The sequence below is a fragment of the Bariatricus sp. HCP28S3_F11 genome (genome assembly GCF_052065395.1).
In the GTDB taxonomy this organism is placed as follows: domain Bacteria; phylum Bacillota; class Clostridia; order Lachnospirales; family Lachnospiraceae; genus Allocoprococcus.
This window is the reverse complement of sequence record NZ_JBQHUC010000013.1, coordinates 38,567-61,086: the sequence shown is the minus strand read 5'-3', so window position 1 is coordinate 61,086 and position 22,520 is coordinate 38,567. Positions and strand designations below refer to the sequence as shown.

The window sequence follows — 22,520 nt, the reverse complement described above, 5'->3', positions numbered from 1 at the left end:
GGAAACTGCAACATTTTTCGCGAATAACTCGTTAATAATTTCACATTGTATTAAAAAAAGACCAAAGACAACAAGGGGACGAGTGACTAGGGTCACCGGTCACCCGTCACCCCTAGTCACTCGCCCCCTTGTCACCTATTTCTGATTCCGGAACTGTACCGGTGTCATATTATACGCTTTTTTGAACAGCCGGTTAAAATGCTCCACGTTCTGATATCCAACAGAAAGCGCGATATTTTCCACGGTCATACTGCTGCTCTTAAGCATGGCTCTGGCTTTTTTCATACGGACTTTCTTTACGATGTCCCCGAACGTCATACCTGATTTTTCTTTGATGTATTTGGACAGGTACGGCTTGGAAAGGAAGAATTTCTCAGAGAGGTCATCCAGAGAAACATCCAGATAGTTTGCCTGAATATAATTCATGATCTCAAGCATACGTTCGTCCTTACACTCATCTGCTGTTTTGATCTCTTCAATTTTATTAACCGCAACTGCCAGTGCATCGATGGATGCGTGGATAATGTCTGCATCAATGCCGACTCCCCAGTATGTATGTCCGTTGCAGATAATACCGACATATGCACATGCCTTGGAAGAAGATCCCTTTGTCAGAGAATGTTCTTCATAGAAGGACAGCTCGTAGCTGATGTTGAAATACTGCTTGATCGCATTGCTTACCGCATCGAGACGTCCATTACCGGATGCTGTCACGATCCGTTTGCTGTTCGCATGCGAAATGGTTGCTGTCGCAAGGATTCCGTCTTCCTGTTTGAAATGACACTCATCAATCGTAAAGACACCTTTGTAATTGACATAATTGTCCTCGAAAATATGGTAAACCCATTCCGGAGTCAGCTCTTTGTGAGCCTTGTCGGATACATCTTTTACGAGATATCCCACTTCTTCCTTCATCTCCTTCGGCAGATTGATACCGAAGTTCTGCTTTAATATGTAGTTGACGCCGCCCTTACCGGACTGGCTGTTGATACGGATAACATCCTTGTCATAGGTACGTCCCACATCTTTCGGATCGATCGGCAGATACGGAACCGTCCATTTATCGCATTCTTTCTCTTCCCTGAAGGCCATACCTTTCGCGATCGCATCCTGATGGGATCCGGAAAATGCGGTAAATACCAGATCTCCTGCATACGGCTGACGTTCGTAAACATGCATTCTGGTAAGACGCTCATAGGTCTCACGGATTTCCATCATGTTGGAGAAATCCAGTCCCGGATCAACACCGTGTGAGAACATGTTCATAGCCAGTGTGATAATGTCCACGTTACCGGTACGTTCTCCATTTCCAAACAGCGTTCCCTCGATACGCTCTGCTCCGGCAAGTACACCAAGCTCTGCGGTTGCCACACCACATCCTCTGTCATTGTGTGGATGCAGGCAGAGGATCACGCCATCGCGATGGCTGAGGTGTTTGTCTACATATTCTACCTGGCTTGCAAATACATGCGGCATTGCGTTCTCTACGGTTGTCGGAATGTTGATGATTGCTTTCTTATCCGGGGTCGGCTGCCATACATCCAGAACGGCGTTGCACACTTCCACTGCGTAATCCACTTCGGTTCCCGGGAAGCTTTCCGGACTGTACTGGAAGGTGAAATTTCCTTCTGTCTCATCAGCCAGTGTCTTCAAAAGTTTCGCTCCGTCGATCGCGATCTTCTTGATCTCCTCTTTACTCTTGCGGAACACCTGCTCACGCTGAGCAACGGATGTCGAATTGTAAAGGTGTACAACCGCATGGGGCGCTCCCTTTACTGCTTCAAATGTTTTCTTGATGATATGTTCACGTGCCTGAGTCAGTACCTGTACGGTCACATCGTCCGGAATCATATTCTTCTCGATCAAAGTGCGCATGAACTGATATTCTGTCTCGGATGCTGCCGGAAAACCGACTTCGATCTCTTTAAATCCGACTTTAACTAACAACTGGAAGAATTCCAGCTTCTCCTCCAGGCTCATCGGCTCGATCAGTGCCTGATTGCCGTCACGCAGATCCACACTGCACCAGATCGGTGGTTTCTCAATGTAATCCTTCTTCGCCCAGTCATAACTGACTTCCGGCGGCATAAAATATTGTCTTTCATACTTTTCAAAATTCTTCATCGTGTTCTCTCCTTCTATAAATACTCAAGAATGTAATTTGTCTGAATTATAGGAATTTTTCAGTCTTCGCGCAAAATTCATAAATATTCGTCAATGTTCTTGCTCTATTTTGTTGTACTCACATATCCTAACACATCTATATTATAAAGTCCAGCGACAAATTTAAGCAATTTAATTGATCTAATTTATCATCATGTATTTTTTACAGATTTTTCGGAATACCCAGGCATAGTTTTTCACCGGAATCTCCTCTTCAATGACCAGAGGGTACTTTTTTAGTACTTCTCCATTCAAAGTATAGCATACATAGCCCGCTTCTGTTCCTTTCGTCACCGGTGCCTGCATTGTTTCTTCCTGGCAGACAGTCACCTCTACCTGTTCCGACTCCGATAAAAGAACCTGCAGTTCCTTCTGTTTTCCTTCCTCTGTCTGCAGGACCGGCGTGGATTTTGCATCCCCAAACAGCTCCTGATCATCCGGAATTCCATTTTCCACGGTAATTTCCCTGAGCGCCGGCTCTTTCCATACATCGCGGTACTGATACGTCTTCAGCGCATACTGCATCAATTTCTTGGTATCAACCCATTTATAACTTTTGTTATTGGGCCATCCACAGCCCAGAAGCGCAACGACAAAAGTTCTTCCGCCATTCTCCAGTGCTCCCACATAACAATACCCTGCTTCTCCTGTAAACCCGGTTTTTCCTGAAATGGCTCCCTCCATCATATCCAGGAACAAGTTGTGGTTTGTGCAGGTAAAATTCCTTGTCCCTTCGACATTGGAAAAAGAATAGCTTTTCTGCTGGGTGATCCCCAGAAATTCTTCTGCTTTTGGTGATTCGAGAATGCAGTAGCTCATGATCCTTGCCAGATCGGCAGCCGAAATGCTGTGCTTTCCGCCGTCATCTTCCGCGTCCAGTCCGTTTGGCGTCACAAAATGGGCATTGGTACACCCGATTTCTTTTGCCTTTTCATTCATTTTCTCGGCAAATTGTTCCACACTGCCAGCAATATGTTCGGCGATGGCAACTGCACTGTCGTTGTGTGATTCGAGCATCAGGGAATACAAGAGATCTTCAAGATAATACTGTTCTCCTTCTGCCATCTGCAAATGGACCTTAGGCTGGGAAGCAGCATTCTTCGATACGGTCACAATTTCCCCGGCACTTTCCATCTGTGTACCTTCATTCTCCGCGCTTTCATTCTCCGCGTTCATCGCTTCCAGGGCAAGGATACAGGTCATGATTTTTGTCGTGCTTGCCATCGGCCGCATGGTTTGCCCGTCCTTCGAGATCAGGACACGCCGGCTCTTGGCATCCATCAGCACAGCGGAAATGGCATGCAGATTCTGCAGCTCTTCCGGCAGGGAACCTGCTGCTTCTTCTTCCTTCACTGATTCCTGAGATGCCTGATTCACTTCCCATACCTCGTCAGAAGCCAGCGCATGGAGTATTTCTTCAGTCCCGGCAAGCTGCGGCATCACGATGAGATTAATGGATATGATGAAAATGCAGGTGACCGATATAAGATTCCGGATTCTTTTCATTACGCACATCTCCCTATTCGAATCATATCATAGCTCCTCTTGAGGACATTATTTTCCTCTATCCTATCGTATGAACGGGTGCTTTTCTCCATGCATCTTCTTTCTTCCAATTTCTCAATGAAGCTATTGATTACCGAACCTTTTGGGGAGTCCGCACTGCAACTAAAAAAGCTGCAGAAAATGTATACAGGAATGATCCTGTTTCCTACAATTTCTGCAGCTTTCTGCTTTTTACATGTATAATACCTCTGTCCCGGTTATATATCCAGCTTCAGCTGAACTTCGTCTTCGGCCTCTTCTTTGAATGTCTCCATCTTCTCCGCATCGATTCCCGGCAGCTCATCCAGCGACGTTACGCTGAATCTTCGAAGAAATTCTTCAGTGGTTCCGAATAACAGCGGTCGCCCCGGTGCGTCGAGCCTTCCCACCTCACAGACAAGATTGTACTCGATCAGTTTATTCACGGCATGGTCTGATTTCACACCACGGATCTTCTCAATCTCCAGTCTGGTAACCGGCTGTTTGTACGCGATGATCGAAAGCGTCTCCAGCATGACATCGGTGAGGACGTAGCGCTTTGGCTGCTTGGCGATCCGGATCAAATACTCATACATTTCCGGCTTCGTGGCAAGCTGAAAGGAATCCTCCAGTTCAATGATGCGGATTCCCCTGCCTTCCTTCTCATATTGGTCCATCATGTTGTGAATGATTTTCTTTGTAGTTGGCACATCCTGTTCGATTGCCGCAGCGATCTTGCTGACTTCAACCGAATCACCCATGGCAAATAAAATCGCCTCGATTATGCCTTGCAGCTGTTTAATCTTCATTATGTTCCCCTTCATTCTCGTTCGAGGTAATCAGTATATCATCAAACGTATGTTCCTGATAAATCGTAATCTTTCCGATTTTCATAAGTTCTAATATTGCAAGAAATGTAACGATCACCTGGACCTTGGATGCCTGTCTAGTAAGTAGATCCCGGAAGCTGAAGTTGCGGTGTACTTTCGCATACTCTTCCACATAATTCAGTTTCTCAGGCAATGTCACTTCTTCCTTCTCAATCTTTCCGAATTTACTTCGGATTGGATCCGTCTTCTCCGTCTGTCGTTTTAATACTTCCTGGAAAATGTCATTCAGCTTCGAAAGGGTTAGATCCCCGAGAAGCTCATCCAGATTCACAGGCTCGACATAGCTCTTGACAACATCGGGAAGCGTTTCCTCCTTGTAATAAATCTTCTCTCCGTCTACCTGACGATCCCGAAGCTCATAAGACATATATTTGTACATCTTATATTGGAGGAGCTGTTCCACCAGTTCCTGTCTCGGGTCCTCTTCTTCGCCCTCTTCGTTGACTTCCTTCGGAAGGAGCATACGGCACTTAATGTCCAGAAGCGTGGCTGCCATCAGCAGGAATTCACTCATAATGTTCAGATCTTCCCGTTCCATATCTCGGATATATTCCATATACTGGTTGGTGATTTCCACGATCGGAATATCGTAAATATCTATTTTATTTTTATCAATCAGATGCAGAAGAAGGTCCAACGGCCCCTCAAACACCTGCAGTTTTACCGGAATTCCCATATTCTTACTGCCTTTCCGTCTGTCGAATCAAAGCGTGTCCGTGCACTAGAACAGTGTAACACACTTCTGGCTTTCGGGCAAATAGATCTTACAAATCCACTGAAATAAGCCCATGGCAATATCCACAGGCATAAATCATTCTTCTACATTCCATGAATATGAAGCACGATCAGCTCCGCCGGATTGAACAGACGGATATTGATCGTATGCGTCCCCAGTCCTTTGCTGACTACAATACTTGTATCTCCCTCTTTGTAGCAGTCGCCGGAATATTTCGGGAACAGCCCTACTTGAGGGCTGATGACGCCTCCCAGTACAGGGAGCCGCATAACGCCCCCGTGAAGGTGACCGGAAAGAATCAGATCCGCTCCCCATTCTTTGTAGATCGTGACAAATTCCGGGTGATGCACCATCAGAACATTCCATGCCTGCGGATCTGCCTGTCCCAGTCCGTCTTTCATATCCTGCAGGGAAGGCTCCATCCTGCCGAATCTGGCATAACATTCCGAAGGCATCTTCATTCCATACAGAAGAACCCGAGTGCCTTCCCATTCCATCTCGCAGGATTCATTGATCAGAAAATGGATTCCGGCCTGTTCCAGTTCTTTCTTATATTTCCAGTAGCTGTCGCCGTAATTTTCCGGATCCTCAAGCATCCTCTGTTCATGGTTTCCGAGCGCGCAATATACCGGGGCAAATTCGGTCAGTTTTTTCATGCATTCTGCCGCCTTTCCCCAGGAACTCTCCCTGCCGCCATGCGTATTTCTATTTGCCACAAGCATATCCCCGCCGCAGAGGATCAGATCCGGTTTCTGCTCCCGAATCTTTTCCAGAAGCTTACCATTCTCCTCTCCGTATTCGCGGTTATGAAGATCACTTAAAAATACGATTCTTTTATCTTCCATTTCAGGAGGAAGCTTCGGTGTCCTGATCTCGTATTCCGTCACTACAAACCGATGTGTCTCCCGGTATATTTCAGCTAATATGAGCAGCACTGCCACAATAAGGGCTGCCAGTATATATATCATACCGTATATCTCCTTAAAATCATCTTAATCTCGTTCTACCCGTTCTATCATACAGGAATGTTCTTTGCTCTTCGGATCGTAATTAATTCCAACCAACAGAATATCTGCTCCATAATCCTTAATTGCAGCAGCCACCTCTTCCGCATCCATATTCAATGTAGCATCCAGAAGATGATCAGAGTTACGAATCAGCTTTGCAATTTCTGTATGCTTCCCTGTAGTTACAGCACGAACAAATTCCTCACGTGCATCTTTGCTGCAAATGATTTTCCAAAACGTCGTGGTCTGCTTATACATGTCATCTTATCGCTTGTTCCAAGTGTACTGTTAATAAACGATATCAACCCTGTCTTATCTACATATATTCCTTTTCTTACAGTTTCAAACCCAGCATTTCCATGGTACTTATATCATATCTGATTTTTGAATATTTGTACACCTGATTTATAAATTCTTCTAACCGAGGATCGTATGGTCCGTCACAATAGAACCCCGGCCAGACCGAGGGTAAACTTCGCTTTGACCGGGGCTTTTCTATTTCGGATAACAGCTTGGCGTGATGCTACTTCCACCAGCGCGGAAGTCTTTCCAGAATTTTCTCCAGCCAGCTCCGCCAGAGAGGTTTCCAGGTGATGGTGCCGCCGTAGTTCTGCATCACATCGCTTGTCCAGGTCTCATTCCCGCCGGGATAGAAAGCTGTAGCCGTAACTCCTTCGAAAGCATTTTCCTGAATTTCCGTTGCATCTCCTTAAACTGTCATTTCTTCCAATACGTCCAGCAATGCCGAAAAAAATGTCATCGCTCCGACATCTTCTTTTGCATAAATGGCAACTTCACCAATCTTTTCTCCGTTCAGCTTGTAGCTTACCTGCCCGATGGTATCGCCCTGTTTCACCGGTGCATCGAGTTGTTCCACCGTTGTTTCTTTCGTTATGGCATTCAGATCTGCACCTGTGACATCCACATACTGAAAGGAATTCTCGGCTTCGCCTTCAACCTGTTTTTCGATTCCCCTGGTCACTTCCGCAAAAATCGGCTCCTCAAGCACATTTTCATCGACGAAGCGGCTGCATTTTCCAAAACCGTAGTTCAGCATAGAAATCGCATCCTTGACACGGGTTTTGGAATCCGGCTCAGCCATGACAACAGCGATCATTTCAATCCCGTCTTTTTCAGCCGTTGCCGAAAGGCAGAACTTCGCCTTACTGGTGGAACCGGTCTTCAGTCCTGTCGCGTATTCGTACTGGCGAATCAGTTTATTGGTGTTGGTGAGGCCGAATTCGCTGGTCCCCTTCGCGGTCGTATGGGTTATATTTTCCATCCAGATCATGGAATACTTATGAATCTCTGGATATTTTGTGATGAGTTCCCGAGACATCAGCGCAATATCTTTTGCGGTCGTGAGGTGTCCGTCCGTATCCAGTCCGTTGCAGTTTACGAAATGAGTATGTTCCATTCCAAGCCCCTTGGCACGTTCGTTCATCTTCTGTACAAAGGCCTGCTCACTGCCACAGATCAATTCGGACATTGCCACACAGGCGTCGTTCGCACTTGCCACAGAAATGCATTTGATCATAGTTTCCACGCTCTGCTTTTCTCCCGGTTCCAGAAACACCTGGGATCCGCCCATGGATGCCGCATACTCGGAAGTCGTCACCTCATCCTCCAGATGGATCTGTCCACTCTCAAGAGCATCAAAAATGAGCAGAAGTGTCATGATCTTGGTCACACTCGCAGGCGGAAGCTCCTTGTCGGCCTCCTTCTCATAGAGAACTTTCCCGGAGGAAGCTTCCATAATTATTCCTGACTCTGCGGAAATGCCAAGTTCTTCTGTATTTTTTTCTTTTTCCCCGGAATCATCCTGGATATTGCCGGTTGTTTGCGTTTCTTCATTCGCCAGGCTGACCAGGCATGGCATCCTATAACTCGTCTGCAGGCACAGTACGATTCCCAGAAATACAGCCAGAAATCTACGCATAAAACAGCTCCTTCACCAATTCATCTGTTACTAATAAATGCCATGCCGCATTAAAATAGAACCTTCTATCCTATGTTTCCGTTATATTCTTTTCCTTTTTCATTAAACCAGTCCAGCGCTTCGCAGATTCCTTCTTCTGCAAAGGCAAATTCTTTCGTCTCTTTTTTTTCCTCCGGAGTGTTGTCGTAATTGTACGGTCCTTCCCAGACCGTACCCAGAAGGATCGTCTCCTTCTCGCCATCCTCAGATTCTTTTTCTTCTTTTCCCAGTCGGAAATTCATCTTTCCCATACTTCCGTTAAACTTTGCCTTTTTATAAAAATTCAGCGGAAAAAGCTGCATCCGTTTCAACATTGATTTATCCCTCCATTGTAAATAACCGCCTTATATACGGAACCATTTGAAAGAAATATACTGCCAAATCACAAAAATAGCAAGCTCATTTTATTATATACATGACAACTCACAATAATCCAATGGACCATTTTCTCAAATGCATGGAACAAAAAAAGGCATTGCCATGCTTTGTGATGTTCGCATGCAATGCCTTTATTTGCAATATTTATGATTGTTTCACGCCGTCTTCTATTCTCCTGTCACTTCAAGGATCGCATCTCTCATGATCTCGATTGCCTGATCAATGTGATCTTTGGTAAGTGTAAGTGGCGGAATCATACGGTTTACATTGTTTCCGATCGCCGTGATCAGAAGTTTTCTGCGGAAGCATGCCCATTTCACATCCAATGCAATCGGCATATCGTATTCGCAGCCTACCAGGAGTCCTTTTCCTCTTGCTTCTTTTACATGTGGAAGGGTTGCAAGTTTTTCTTTGAAGTATTCTCCCATTACTTTTGCGTTTCCGCTCAGGTCGTTGTCCAGAATCTCTGTGATAGATGCAAGAGATGCAGCACATGCAAGAGGATGTCCACCGTATGTAGAACCATGTGTTCCTGATGTAAATACTTTCGCAACCTCTTCACTTGCACAGCAAGCTCCGATCGGCATTCCGCCGCCCATTGCTTTCGCCATAGTTACACAGTCCGGTTTTACTCCGTATCCCATGAATGCCATCGGAGAACCTGTACGTCCCCATCCGGTCTGTACTTCATCAAGAAGGAGAAGCATTCCTCTCTCATCGCAGAGCTTGCGAAGTCCTTCGATGAATTCCTGTGTTGCCGGATGTACACCGCCTTCGCCCTGTACCGGCTCGATCATGATCGCGATCGTATTTTCTGTTACTTTTGATTTGAAATCTTCCAGATCATTGTATTTTGCATAAGAGAATCCAGGAAGCATCGGTTTGAATCCAAGCTGGCATGCATTGTCCGGCTGACCTGTTGCTGAAAGTGCTCCGTAGGTTCTGCCATGGAAACCGTTGACAGCTGTTACGATATGGTAATGTTCCGGGCCGTATTTTTCAACACCGTATTTTCTTGCCATTTTGATCATGCATTCATTAGCTTCTGTTCCTGAGTTCTGGAAGAAAATCTTATCCATCCCGATCGTGTCACAGATTTTTTTTGCAAGGAGTGCCTGCGGTACGGTATATGGGTAGTTGAAGGTATGCATAATATCATCAACCTGATCCTTGATTGCCGCAACTACTTTCGGATTTCTGTTTCCGGCACTGTTTACAGCAACACCGCCATAGAAGTCAAGATATGCAACGCCTTTTTCATCATACAGATACATTCCCTCTGCTCTCTCTGCGATGAAATCGTAACGTGCATAGGTTTCTACCATGTATTTGTTTACAATGGCTTTCAATTCTTCTGCTGTTAATCCTGTGTCTTTGAGTTTCATAAGAAATTCCTCCCATTTTCTTTATTGTTGTAAGAAATATCAAAATGAAGTAGATTTGACTCCCACCAAGAGTAACTTGCGCAACTCGCCACCTATGAAGGTGGGAGTCTTATCTTCTTTCAAGATAAAAAAAAGCGCCATGTACATCCTGTACATGACGCCTTTGTCATTTAACGATTATGAGTATATACCTCAGTCTAAAATTTGTCAACACAAAATTTTTACAAAAAAATTATAGATATTTCAGATAAATTTTCTAAATAAAATTACGGATATTCTCTTTTATTCTTTCGATCGGTCCGGTAACACATTCCGGCATATCATCCTTTTTTACATTGTAGAAGGATGAAAGAAAATCCATACCGAATACGGTGATCAGTACCGAACCTGCCACCCGTCCTACATAAAGCGGGATCAATGCCACGATTCCCTCCACTGTGTTCTGCAGGAACATGAAGAGAAACAAGGTATAGAACCCCCAGGCGATCGAACTTTCGAGACAGATTATCCCTTTATAGTTGAAAGGTTTTTCATTATAATCCCACCAGACTTCTCCGAACACCTTCTGCATCAGAAGTGCGGTCAGATATTCCAGAATGGTTGCGAAAAAGGATCCCATGAAAAACAACAGGACACGATTCTCGCTGTATGGCCTGAGGAGAAAAAATACAGTCAGCGCCCCCACACCATAGATTGGACAGAACGGACCTCTTCCGAATCCCCTGTTCGTCAGCTTTTTATTACAAAAGGACATATAGATCGATTCGACGAGCCATCCCAGCATTCCGTAAGTCAGGAACCACATGACTAATTCATAACTTCCAACTCCAAAAATCACTCTATTCCACCACATATCCATTCCTCCGGCACTTGGCCCTTCGACCTCCTGCCCGCTAAAAAAATGAGGTGTTGATATTCAAACACCTCATTATTCTGCACATATTAATTATATTTACGTTTTCTAGCAGCTTCGGATTTCTTTTTACGTCTTACGCTTGGTTTTTCGTAATGTTCTCTCTTACGAATCTCCTGCTGAATTCCTGCCTTTGCGCAGTTTCTTTTGAATCTGCGTAAAGCGCTGTCTAACGTCTCGTTTTCTTTTACGATTACATTTGACATAGTCTCACACCTAACCTCCCCTCCAGCCTTGTATTGTGCATTATACGACTGTTCGGGTATTTTATTGCACTACACATGATTATAGCATATTTTTTAATACAGTCAAGAATTTTCTTTAAAAATATGCCAAATTATGCATAATTTATGTAACAGTTCAGCCATGCACAGATATTTAAAAGCAGAATGCGCAAGTTTACTTGCAGCAGACTGCTTTTAAATATCTGTATATGGCGCTTTGCCATGAGCGAGAGCCTTAGCTGCATATGCAGCGGGAAAGACTGCGAAGCAGTCGGCTCGAGCTTTATGGCTGAACTGTTACTAATTTATTGAATCTGTCCTGCTAAAACCTCTTTCACTTTTGCAAGTGCATCCGGAATGCCTGCCGGATTCTTTCCGCCTGCCTGTGCCATGTTCGGGCGTCCGCCGCCGCCACCGCCAACGCAGGATGCGATTGCCTTGATCAGATTACCGGCATGAGCGCCTTTCTTCATTGCTCCGTCGGTTGCGGTTGCCATCAGGCTGACTTTGCCGCCTGCCGCAGATGCGATCACAACCACACCTTCTCCAAGCTTCTCTTTGAGCTGGTCGCCGAGATCGCGAAGTCCGTTCATATCCATATCTTCTACGCTGACAGCAAGAACCTTCACTCCGTTCACTTCTTCTACCTGGCTCATCACATCGCCCATAGCGTCCTTTGCCAGTTTGCTCTTCAGGCTCTCTACTTCACTGTGAAGTTCTTTGTTCTCAGCCTGAAGATGCGCGATCTTCTCTGCAAGATTATCCGGAGTTGCCTTCAGAAGCTTCGCAGCTTCGTGCATCTTTTCTTCCAGAGCCGCGTAATATTTCATAAGTCCTTTGGAAGTCAACGCTTCGATACGGCGCACGCCGGCTGCCACACCGCTCTCGGATATGATCTTAAATGCTCCGATTTCTCCTGTATTTGCAACGTGGGTTCCTCCACAGAATTCGATGGAGTAATCACTCATATTGACAACTCGTACAATATCACCGTATTTTTCACCGAAAAGTGCCTGTGCTCCGGTCTTTCTTGCTTCTTCGATCGGCATATTCTTCGCGATAACCTGAAGGGATCTGGAAATGCTGTCGTTGACCATATCTTCGGTCCTCTGCAATTCTTCCGGTGTCATTGCAGAGAAATGCGAGAAGTCAAAACGCAGTCTTTCGTCATTTACGCTGGAACCTGCCTGTTCAACATGAGTTCCGAGAACCGTGCGGAGTGCTTTCTGAAGCAGATGAGTCGCACTGTGGTTTCTTGCGCAGAGAGAACGTCTCTCGGCATCTACGGTAAGTGTTACCGTATCTCCCGCTTTCATCATTCCGCGGGTCATGCGTCCGATATGACCGATCTTGCCGCCGAGCAGTTTTACAACATCTTCTACGATGAATTCTCCATCTCCGCAGCTGATCACGCCGTGGTCAGCTTCCTGTCCGCCGCTGGTTGCGTAGAACGGAGTCTTCTCTACAAAAATGGTTCCTCTTTCTCCATCTGACAGTGCATCCACAACCTCTTCGTCGGTTGTAAGAACGGTGATCTTTGATTCATAGGTCAGGTTATCATATCCGACAAATTCGGATGTCACGGAAGGATCGATGGATTCGTAAACGGTCACGTCTGCGCCCATATAGTTTGTCACTTTACGTGCTTTTCTTGCAGTCTGACGCTGTACTTCCATGGCAGCCTTGAAGCCTTCTTCATCCACATCCATTTTCTCTTCTTCCAGGATCTCTTTTGTCAGATCAAGCGGGAATCCGTAGGTATCATATAATTTGAATGCATCCTCGCCGGACAGAGTCTTTACGCCTTCTACCACCATCTTCTCTTTCATCTCATTGAGAATGACAAGGCCCTGATCGATCGTCCTGTCGAACTGCTCTTCTTCTTTGCGAATCACATTCATGATAAAGTCTTTCTTCTCTTCCAGCTCCGGATAGCCGTCCTTGGAACCTTCGATTACAGTCTCTGCAAGCTTGGTCAGAAAACCGCCCTCGATGTTCAAAAGTCTTCCGTGACGGCAGGCACGGCGGAGAAGTCTTCTCAGCACATAGCCGCGTCCTTCATTGGAAGGCATGATTCCATCGGAAATCATGAACGATACGGAACGAATATGGTCGGTGATCACGCGAAGGGATACGTCTGTATTATAATCTTCACCGTAAGACACACCTGCAAGTTCGCATACCTGATCGCGAAGTGCCTTCAGTGTATCAATATCGAACATGGAATCTACATCCTGTACGATACATGCAAGTCTCTCAAGTCCCATACCGGTATCAATGTTCTTCTGTTCCAGTTCTGTATAATTGTTATGTCCGTCATTGTCAAACTGGGTAAATACGTTGTTCCAGATCTCCATGTATCGGTCACATTCACATCCTACGGTACATCCCGGTTTGCCGCAGCCGTATTTCTCACCGCGGTCATAATAGATCTCAGAACATGGACCGCACGGGCCTGAACCATGCTCCCAGAAATTGTCTTCTTTTCCAAAACGGAAAATCCGCTCCGGAGCGATTCCGATTTCTTTATTCCAGATCTCAAATGCTTCATCGTCATCCAGATATACAGACGGATATAATCTGTTCGGGTCCAGTCCCACAACTTCTGTCAAGAACTCCCATGACCAGTGGATTGCTTCTCTCTTAAAGTAATCTCCAAAAGAGAAGTTACCGAGCATTTCAAAAAATGTACCGTGACGTGCTGTCTTTCCAACATTTTCAATATCACCGGTACGAATACACTTCTGGCAGGTCGTCACACGACGTCTCGGCGGGATCTCCTGTCCGGTAAAATACGGCTTTAACGGTGCCATACCGGAGTTGATCAGCAAAAGGCTGTTGTCGTTGTGCGGTACCAGCGAAAAACTCTTCATCTTCAAATGGTCCTTACTCTCAAAAAACTCAAGGAACATACGTCTTAATTCGTTTACTCCGTACGCTTTCATCTTTTTCCTCCTATACTGTATCGTGCAAAATTCTGCACGCAATTTGCTAAAGTTTAATTATAAAGATTGTGGGGAGGTTTGTCAACTGTTTCGCGTTGGAAAATGGGGACGCCCCCGCCTGGCAGGGATGGTTCCCGGACTCGCTTTCGCTCGGGCAAAAACGCAGCGGTACTATGATGCCAGGGCGCCGCGCATGCGGCTGCTGCCATCAAGTGCCGGCGTTTTTGACGGTCCGGGAACCATCCCTGTCAGGCGGGGGCTGTGCATTTCCATGGGGGAGGATGTGCATTTTCTGGGGGAGGATGTGCATTTTCTGGGGGAGGATGTGGTTTTCCTGGGTGGGGCTCAATTGGGTCCCATAGATGGGACCGATTGAGCGGGGGAAGTCAGACAAATAAAAAGATTCTCCGGATTTATGATCCGGAGAATCTTTTTATCTGTCTTCATTATTTTTCTTCAGCTGCGGTTTTGGCGTTTTTGCGGTCGCGCAGTTTTTTTCCGGTCAGGATTCCGAGGAATGCGAAGACTGCTATGATAGCCATTTTAATAAGTGTGCTGATTAGTGTTGAGAAAAATGCCATACTCGTGCCTCCCTTGCTAAACTAGTTTTATCATAACATATGAATGGGTTCTTTTCAAATCAATTTTCACATAATTTGTGGTTTTTGTGGCTTGATTTTATGAATTTTTTCTAAACTTTGTTTTCTGTTCCGAAGAGGGACTGGGCGTAGTGTACGGACTGCATGGCATCTTTGCCGTAGAAGTCGGCGCCGATCATGTCGGCGTATTCCTGGTTGAGGACGGCGCCTCCTACCATGACGCGGCAGTCGGGCTTTTTCTCGCGGAGCTGGCGGATGGTTTCTTCCATGCTGACTACGGTGGTGGTCATGAGTGCGCTTAGGCCTACGAGTGTCACTTCTTCTTCAATTGCTTTTTCTACGATAAGTTCCGGCGGTACATCTTTGCCGAGGTCCAGGACTTCGAAGCCGTAGTTTTCGAGAAGGACTTTGACGATGTTTTTGCCGATATCGTGAATGTCGCCTTTGACGGTTGCAAGGATGATTTTTTCTTTTTTTTCTTCGGCAGTTCCGGATTCGGCGAGTACGTCTTTGATAACGGCAAAGGCGATTTTTGCGGCGTCGGCACTCATGAGGAGCTGGGGAAGGAACACGGTTCCTTTTTCAAAGCCGTCTCCAACGACGTTGAGTGCGGGGATCAGTTCCTGCTGGATGATCTCCATCGCATCCCGTGTTTTCACGAGTTCCCGGGTGAGATGATGGGCTTCTTCCTTCAGGCCTTTTTCGATTGCGTATTTTAATGTCAGTGTGTTCCCGGTATCTGTGCCCACCGGCTGGGAGGGGCCGTTTCCGCCCGCTATCCGGAGTGTTCCGTTTCCGCCTGCCACCTGTGCCGCAGCTTTTTCCGCCGCTGCCTGTGCGGCATATTTGGTGATATAGGAGGTACAGTTTTCATCGTATCCCATCAGTGCGAGGAATGCGTCGTAAGATTTCATCATTTCTTCGGAGGAAGGATTGATGATGCCTGCCGTCAGTCCGTTCTGCATCGCCATGGTGTAGAAATGGCTGTTGATCACCGGTCTTTTGGGAAGTCCGAAGGAAATGTTGGATACGCCGAGTACGGTGCGCACTCCGTAGATCTCTCGCACTTTTCTGAGGGCTTCCAGGGTGACTTTTGCACCGTCCTTCTCGGAGCTGATGGTCATGGTCAGCACATCGATAACAATATCTTTCTTCCTGATTCCGTATTTTGCGGCTTCTTCGATGATTTTTCCGGCGATCTTCACTCTTCCGTCTGCATCGGAAGGTATTCCCTGTTCGTCTAAGGTCAGCCCGACTACGACACCACCGTATTTTTTCACCAGCGGGAAGACGGCGTTCATGGATTCCTGTTTGCCGCTAACGGAGTTAAGCATAGGTTTGCCGTTGTAGATCCGCATGGCGGCTTCCATGGCCTTTGCGTCTACCGTGTCGATTTGCAGCGGAAGGCTGGTCACGCTCTGAAGCTGGGTCACTACATCCTTCATCATCTGCACTTCATCGATATCCGGCAGTCCCACATTGACATCCAGAATGTGCGCACCCTTCTCCTGCTGTGTGATTCCCTCTTTGAGGATGTAATCCATATCGTGCGCTTTCAATGCTTCTTTAAACCTTTTTTTGCCGGTCGGATTAATGCGCTCACCGATAATAAGCGGCATATCCCCTAAAATCACTGCTTTCCCATAGGAGGAAACGATGGTATCCTCCTTCTCTTCCACCGGAAGGATTGGATGGTCCTTGCAGGCTTCCACCATTCTTCGGATATGATCGGGTGTGGTTCCACAGCAGCCTCCGATGACGCAGGCACCCTCTTCTACGATTTTCTTCATCGTGGCGGCAAAACGTTCCGGCTCTACATCATAATATGTCTCCCCGTTCTTCTGCTTCGGAAGTCCCGCATTTGGCTTTACGATGACCGGAAGAGAGGTGTAGCGTCGCATCTCTTTCAGAAGTGGAAGCATCTGGTCCGGTCCGAGGCCGCAGTTCATTCCGATGGCATCGACTCCCAGTCCTTCAAGCATCGCCACAACGGACGGGACATCTCCGCCGGTCAGAAGTTTTCCCCGCTCATCGAAGATCATCGTGGCAAATACCGGAAGGGAGGTGTTTTCTTTCGCGGCAAGTACCGCAGCTTTCACCTCGTAGGTGTCACTCATGGTTTCTATATGGATGAGATCTGCACCGTTCTTTTCTCCGAGGGTGGCAGCTTCTGCAAATGCGCGGTACGCATCCTCAAAATCCAGATCGCCCATGGGCTTTAACAACTTACCGGTGGGTCCCATATCGAGTGCCACATAGGTTTCTCTTCCATCCAGCACTCCCTGCTCCTGTGCCCGCTTTGCATTTTTCACGGCAGCACAGATAACTTCCTCCAGTGACCAGTTGTCATCATGGAATTTGCAGGCATTTGCCCCGAACGTATTGGTCAGGACGATGTCGCTGCCTGCTTCAAAATATCTCCGGTGGATCTCCTCGACCTCTTCCGGGTGCTTCAGATTCCATACTTCAGGGAGCTCTCCCGGTTCCAGTCCCCGTTCCTGGAGAAGCGTCCCCATTCCTCCGTCAAAAAAGAGCAGTTCTCTGCCCAGTCTTTCTCGTATACTCATGTCCATTGCTCCTTCTAACTTCTTCTAGTTTCTTCTGTAAATGCAGTCTGTCTTCCCACAGGATTCACAGCCTTTGATATGACATTTCTCATCGGAATCGCTGATCCCGATCAGTGCAGTCACAGATTTGACCGGTGTAAGCATATAGCTGTCCGTCATCGTAAGGCCGATCGTTTTGGCCGTATCCAGCATTTGCAGAATGTCCTTCTGATGATGAATGTCAAAATCCCCGTACCCGGGACTGAATCGTGGTCTGAGCCATTTTTCCTGTTGTCTTAGCTCTTCACCGATCTTCTCCTGGAGCTGATCCAGATATTCCTCCAGATACGCTGCGGCGCAGGCCTGAAGTACCACCGTCTTGGCCATATCTGTGAGGGAGAACCGCTTCATCATCAGATCCACGCCGGTCCCCAGTGTAGCTCCAAGCAGAACCACACTGCCGCATCCCTTCAGGTTCCTTCCGAGACTCCTGCTTGTAATATTCATTTTTCCTATTTGTAATTCGTTCTCCCCTGTATGTTCACATTCAAAAATGCGGTAGATGGATTTCGCTGCCGCACATGCTTCCAGATCCCTGAAAGAGTCTGAAATCAGCCCAAGCGTTCCCTCATCTACCGCGTGTTTTCCATAACCAAGGTAACGAATCGCTTCTTTCGTCCTTAAGTCTGTCATAGTTACACCTATTTCATAATTTCTGAAAGATTTGCCATGATTGCCGCTGCAACCTCCGGCTTATTCATAGAATAAATATGGATATTCTGTATTCCGTTTGCAATCAGATCGATGATCTGGTCTGTCGCATACGCGATTCCGGCCTGCTGCATTGCCGCCGGATTATCTCCGAATTTATCCACTACCGCGAGAAATCTCTGCGGAAGCACAGTTCCGGAGAGCGAACAAATCCTTGCGATCTGCTTACCGTTGGTAACCGGCATGATTCCGGGAAGCACCGGAACCGTGATCCCTTTTTCGCGGATGCGATAAAGGAAATTATAAAGAATACTGTTATCGAAAAACATCTGTGTCGTAAGAAAATCCACACCGCAGTCCACTTTTTCTTTCAAATGGAGAATGTCTTCATTCTTGCTTGCAGATTCTACATGTCCTTCCGGATAGCAGGCTGCGCCAATACAGAAATCTCCCTGTTCTTTGATGTCCCGGATCAGTTCGGATGCATAGTGATACTGTCCCGGAATCGGGAAACTGGCGTCTTTCGGAATATCTCCCCTAAGTGCAAGAATATTTTCAATTCCCTCTTCTTTCAGCCGGTCGATCACTGCATGAACTTCTTCCCTTGTGGAAGACGCGCAAGTCAGATGTGCGAGACTCGGCACACCCAGATCTTTCTTAATGTGTGAAGCGATCTTCACTGTATTCTTGCTCGTTCCGCCGCCGGCACCATAGGTAACACTGATATAAGAGGGCTTCAGAGCAGCGATTTTCTCCACCGCTCCCATAACGGATTCAAAGCCTGCATCTGTCTTCGGCGGAAATACTTCAAATGAAATATGTACTTTATTTTCCTGTAGTCTTTCTTTGATTTTCATTCTTTCTCTCCTATTCTAACATACTTATCTTCCATTATATCTCAATACCGACTCTCTTACTAGGGATAATTTTACCAATTATTACATTCCTTCATAGAGATCTTCATATAATCTTGCTGAATTGCTCCATGAGAAGTCTTTCTGCATGCCTCGTTCCACGATCTTGTTCCAGTCACGTTTTCTATCATAATAAATACGTTCTGCATAACGGATCGTTCCAAGCATCTCATGCGCATTAAAGTTCATAAAACTGAATCCGGTTCCCGTCTTCTCGAACTCGTTGTACGGCTCAACCGTATCTTTCAGTCCACCGGTCTCACGAACGATCGGTACGGTTCCGTAACGAAGGCTCATAAGCTGACTCAGTCCGCAAGGTTCAAAAAGTGACGGCATCAGGAATGCATCACAGGATGCATACACTTTGTGTGACATCGGCTCGGAATAATAGATATTGGCACTGACTTTCTCCGGATATTTCCATGCGAAATAACGAAAGCTGTTCTCATAGCGTTCTTCTCCGGTACCAAGAATGACGATCTCCACCTCATCCTGACAAAGTTCATCCATTACATAGTTGACCAGGTCAAATCCCTTCTGGTCTGTCAGTCGGGATACAATACCGATCAGCATCTTATGAGGATCTTTTTCCAGGCCAAGCTCTTCCTGAAGTGCGGTCTTATTCTTCACTTTTTCCTTGCGGAATGTCTCAATAGAATAATTTTTCACAATGTTCGGGTCTGTCTCCGGATTGAACTCATTGTAGTCAATTCCATTTACAATTCCGGAGAGACAATTGGAACGGGCATTCATAAGTCCGTTCAGCTTTTCTCCGTAAAATGGTGTCTTTATTTCTTCTGCGTAGGTATTGCTTACCGTTGTCACGCGGTCTGAATACACGATACCGCCTTTGAGGAAGTTGGCATCCCGGTATGCCTCCAGTTTATCCGGTGTGAAATAGTAATCCGGAAGTCCGGTGATATCACGAACCGTTTTCTTATCCCACACGCCCTGGAACTTCAGATTATGGATGGTAAATACAGTCTTGATTCCTCTGAAATACTCATTTCCGTAACGGAAGTTGTCAAGAAATACCGGGACAAGTCCTGTCTGCCAATCGTGGCAGTGAATAATATCGGGGCGGAAATCCAGGAGCGGGAGTGCGCAAAGCGCTGCTTTGGAGAAAAATGCGAACTTCTCAATATCATAGGCAATATCTCCATACGGCTTCGGTCCGTTAAAATAATATTCGTTATCAATAAAATAGAATGTAACACCTTCGTACTGCAGTTCCAGAATTCCCACATACTGCTGCCGCCAATTCAGATCCATATAAAAATGAGTCTTATAAACAAGCTGATTCTTCCATTCTTCCTTCATACATACATACTTTGGAATCATCACACGCACGTCGTATTTCTTTTTGTCAAAATATTTCGGAAGTGAGCCGACAACATCTGCAAGGCCTCCCGTTTTAATAAATGGCACCGCTTCCGATGCTACAAACAATATCTTTTTCATCCTGCGCCCTCCTTCTTCTCTCTTGCGGCTTTCTAGCTACTAATTATACCGCAAAAACGGCGATTTGAAAAGATTTATCTGTGCTTTGACTGTAATCGGATCGTATCTGCGACAAGCGCGATAAACTCAGAATTTGTAGGCTTGCCTTTTCCATTGCTTACTGTATACCCGAACAGCCGCTCCAGCGTGTCGAGTTTTCCTCTGCTCCATGCAACTTCGATCGCATGGCGTATTGCTCTTTCTACTCTGCTCGCCGTGGTCTGATGTTTTTTCGCCACGGTCGGATACAGAATCTTGGTAATCGCATTCAGAATATCCATATCGTCTACGACCATCAATATCGAATCCCGAAGATAATGATATCCCTTGATGTGTGCCGGTATCCCGATCTCATGAAGAAGATCCGTCACTTGTTTTTCCAGGTTCTCCTGCATGTCCGGTCCTTTTGTAACCATCGTTTCTTCTTTCCGGTCCGCCGCTTTTGTTCCGTGGCCGGTACTTTTTATCCGCTGTAGCACAGTCTCATTGTTGAAAGGTTTTAAAATATAGTATGATGCACCTTTTTCAAAGGCATCTTCCGTAATCCGCTCCTGTCCGATTGCGGTCACAACAATGAAATTGGGTTGTTTTTTGACCGCCTTATCCTGGCTCACAAGTTCCATCACACTGATCCCGTCCATTTTCGGCATGATCAGATCCAGAAGTACAACATCCGGTTCCTCTTCTTTGATAATATGATACATATCCTCCCCGTTGTTCGCCTTTCCAACAAGATTCAATTCCTGATCACTTTCGATAATTTCGCTCAATAAATCCAGCATTCGTTCATTATCGTCGGCAATCGCAACATTCAGCCTTTCCATAAAGTTATACCCTCCTTCGATTTGACAGCAGATTTACGGCTGTTACGGGAAACATTATATGCTCCTGAATTTGCCGGATACAAGAAAACAAAGTCGTAAAAATTAGACATTTTTCGCGCTTGACGCTATTCGTCAAGATTCTCCAGCATATTTTCGATGAAAATGCCGTAGCCTTTTGTCGAATCCTGTACGAAAACATGCGTGACTGCTCCCACAATTTTTCCGTCCTGCAAAATAGGACTTCCACTCATTCCCTGCACAATTCCGCCTGTTATTCTCAAAAGTTCCTCATCGGTGACCCGGATCTCGATTCCCTTATTGACCTCCCCCGGGTGTAAGTCGATTTTTGTAATCTGAATCTCATAATCTTTTACTTCACCGCTTACGGCGCATCGGATATACGCTTTCCCTGTTTTGATTTCTTCTTTCGAAGCTGCCGGATAGGCCTCCTGGTTCTTGAACACCTTATCTACCCGGTCGATTTTCCCATAGATTCCCGTTTCCGTATTGCTCGTTATACTTCCGAGTACATTGTAGTGATTATATACAATGATTCCTTCCATGCCTCCCGGACTGCCATTCTGCCCTTTTTTGATGTTTTGTATACTGGTTTCATAAAGAGTGCCTTCTGATATTTCCAAAAGCTCACTCGTGTCCACATCATGGATTCCGTGACCAAGCGCTCCGAACTCGCTGTTCGCATTCAGAAATGTGATGGTTCCGAGTCCCTGCACATTGTCCCTTACCCAGATGCCAAGTTTATACTTCCCCTCTTCATCCTTTGCAGGATGAATCTTTACATCAATATACTCCATTTTTCTACGTAAGTGCAGAATTACGGTTTTTTTCGACAAATTCTGCATAACTTCGATGAGTTCCTGCTTATTTTCTACCTCTTCTTCATCGATTCCGACGATATAATCTCCGTCTTTCACCAGATGTTTTGCAGGGGAAGTTGAGCTCCCGTCACTGCTTTTGATCTCGTCTGTGCCGAGTACCATCACTCCGTCCGTCTCCATGTATATGCCTATTGGCATTCCTCCCGGAATCAACAGATTCTCGGATCCGGTGCCTGCGCTCACCTCTTTTTTCAGTTCCTCCCTTTTTATCTGCAGGAAGCAGTAGCTGCCGCCGACCGTCACGGCAAACACCAATAAAATAATCAGCATTCTTCGATACCATCTGACTGTCATGTCTGTTCCCCTTTCTCCTGCTTTTTCTGAAGATTCTGATGAAAAAACGTAAGTGTTCAGAGCCAACTTTGAAACCACTGCTCGGCTCTG

At 46.1% G+C, this 22,520-nt stretch carries 19 protein-coding genes; all 19 read right to left on the bottom strand.

Annotated elements, in window-relative coordinates:
- Positions 1 to 135: 135 nt before the first annotated feature.
- The 19 genes from ACTNBR_RS08145 to spoIVB all read right to left on the bottom strand — a co-directional run bounded on the left by ACTNBR_RS08145 (position 136) and on the right by spoIVB (position 22,430).
- On the bottom strand, positions 136 to 2,124 hold the full coding sequence (locus tag ACTNBR_RS08145; protein WP_427805856.1) for a 2-isopropylmalate synthase: 1,989 nt from the start codon (positions 2,122 to 2,124) through the stop codon (positions 136 to 138).
- A 180-nt stretch (positions 2,125 to 2,304) separates the two neighbouring features.
- On the bottom strand, positions 2,305 to 3,669 hold the full coding sequence (locus ACTNBR_RS08140) for a D-alanyl-D-alanine carboxypeptidase family protein (protein ID WP_441017692.1): 1,365 nt from the start codon (positions 3,667 to 3,669) through the stop codon (positions 2,305 to 2,307).
- Between the two features lie 257 nt (positions 3,670 to 3,926).
- Entirely contained in the window at positions 3,927 to 4,496 is a 570-nt protein-coding gene (scpB, locus tag ACTNBR_RS08135) for an SMC-Scp complex subunit ScpB (protein WP_427805858.1), read from the bottom strand.
- On the bottom strand, positions 4,486 to 5,253 hold the full coding sequence (locus ACTNBR_RS08130; protein WP_441017694.1) for a segregation and condensation protein A: 768 nt from the start codon (positions 5,251 to 5,253) through the stop codon (positions 4,486 to 4,488). The genes scpB and ACTNBR_RS08130 overlap by 11 nt, the downstream gene beginning before the upstream one ends.
- 143 nt (positions 5,254 to 5,396) lie before the next feature.
- Positions 5,397 to 6,281, bottom strand: coding sequence for a metallophosphoesterase (locus ACTNBR_RS08125; RefSeq protein ID WP_441017695.1), 885 nt, complete (start codon positions 6,279 to 6,281; stop codon positions 5,397 to 5,399).
- A 24-nt stretch (positions 6,282 to 6,305) separates the two neighbouring features.
- On the bottom strand, positions 6,306 to 6,578 hold the full coding sequence (locus ACTNBR_RS08120; protein ID WP_441017697.1) for a hypothetical protein: 273 nt from the start codon (positions 6,576 to 6,578) through the stop codon (positions 6,306 to 6,308).
- Between the two features lie 451 nt (positions 6,579 to 7,029).
- The gene (locus ACTNBR_RS08115) at positions 7,030 to 8,259 is read right to left on the bottom strand and encodes a serine hydrolase (RefSeq protein WP_441017699.1); all 1,230 of its coding nucleotides are present in this window, start codon (positions 8,257 to 8,259) and stop codon (positions 7,030 to 7,032) included.
- A gap of 65 nt (positions 8,260 to 8,324) precedes the next feature.
- On the bottom strand, positions 8,325 to 8,612 hold the full coding sequence (locus ACTNBR_RS08110) for a hypothetical protein (protein WP_427820665.1): 288 nt from the start codon (positions 8,610 to 8,612) through the stop codon (positions 8,325 to 8,327).
- Between the two features lie 231 nt (positions 8,613 to 8,843).
- Complete coding sequence (locus ACTNBR_RS08105; RefSeq protein ID WP_427807941.1) at positions 8,844 to 10,061, bottom strand: aspartate aminotransferase family protein; 1,218 nt, start codon at positions 10,059 to 10,061, stop codon at positions 8,844 to 8,846.
- Between the two features lie 256 nt (positions 10,062 to 10,317).
- Positions 10,318 to 10,914, bottom strand: coding sequence for a putative ABC transporter permease (locus tag ACTNBR_RS08100; protein ID WP_427807943.1), 597 nt, complete (start codon positions 10,912 to 10,914; stop codon positions 10,318 to 10,320).
- 89 nt (positions 10,915 to 11,003) lie between these two features.
- Positions 11,004 to 11,180, bottom strand: a complete 177-nt coding sequence (rpsU, locus tag ACTNBR_RS08095; protein ID WP_004054229.1) for a 30S ribosomal protein S21 — start codon at positions 11,178 to 11,180, stop codon at positions 11,004 to 11,006.
- A gap of 323 nt (positions 11,181 to 11,503) precedes the next feature.
- Positions 11,504 to 14,143 (bottom strand): alanine--tRNA ligase, encoded by a 2,640-nt coding sequence (gene alaS / locus ACTNBR_RS08090; RefSeq protein ID WP_441017701.1) that lies wholly within the window; start codon positions 14,141 to 14,143, stop codon positions 11,504 to 11,506.
- 446 nt (positions 14,144 to 14,589) lie between these two features.
- The gene (locus tag ACTNBR_RS08085) at positions 14,590 to 14,724 is read right to left on the bottom strand and encodes a hypothetical protein (protein WP_427807947.1); all 135 of its coding nucleotides are present in this window, start codon (positions 14,722 to 14,724) and stop codon (positions 14,590 to 14,592) included.
- Positions 14,725 to 14,834: 110 nt separating this feature from the next.
- Positions 14,835 to 17,309: a homocysteine S-methyltransferase family protein gene (locus tag ACTNBR_RS08080; RefSeq protein WP_441017703.1), complete on the bottom strand. Its 2,475-nt coding sequence runs from the start codon at positions 17,307 to 17,309 to the stop codon at positions 14,835 to 14,837.
- A 24-nt stretch (positions 17,310 to 17,333) separates the two neighbouring features.
- Positions 17,334 to 17,981: a vitamin B12 dependent-methionine synthase activation domain-containing protein gene (locus ACTNBR_RS08075; protein WP_427807951.1), complete on the bottom strand. Its 648-nt coding sequence runs from the start codon at positions 17,979 to 17,981 to the stop codon at positions 17,334 to 17,336.
- A gap of 8 nt (positions 17,982 to 17,989) precedes the next feature.
- On the bottom strand, positions 17,990 to 18,856 hold the full coding sequence (metF, locus tag ACTNBR_RS08070) for a methylenetetrahydrofolate reductase [NAD(P)H] (protein WP_441017705.1): 867 nt from the start codon (positions 18,854 to 18,856) through the stop codon (positions 17,990 to 17,992).
- An 81-nt stretch (positions 18,857 to 18,937) separates the two neighbouring features.
- Positions 18,938 to 20,374 (bottom strand): glycogen synthase GlgA, encoded by a 1,437-nt coding sequence (gene glgA, locus ACTNBR_RS08065; protein ID WP_427807955.1) that lies wholly within the window; start codon positions 20,372 to 20,374, stop codon positions 18,938 to 18,940.
- 74 nt (positions 20,375 to 20,448) lie between these two features.
- A complete protein-coding gene (gene spo0A / locus ACTNBR_RS08060; protein WP_427807957.1) occupies positions 20,449 to 21,237 on the bottom strand; it encodes a sporulation transcription factor Spo0A in 789 nt (262 codons plus the stop codon).
- Between the two features lie 125 nt (positions 21,238 to 21,362).
- Positions 21,363 to 22,430 (bottom strand): SpoIVB peptidase, encoded by a 1,068-nt coding sequence (gene spoIVB, locus ACTNBR_RS08055; RefSeq protein WP_427807959.1) that lies wholly within the window; start codon positions 22,428 to 22,430, stop codon positions 21,363 to 21,365.
- Positions 22,431 to 22,520: the final 90 nt, after the last annotated feature.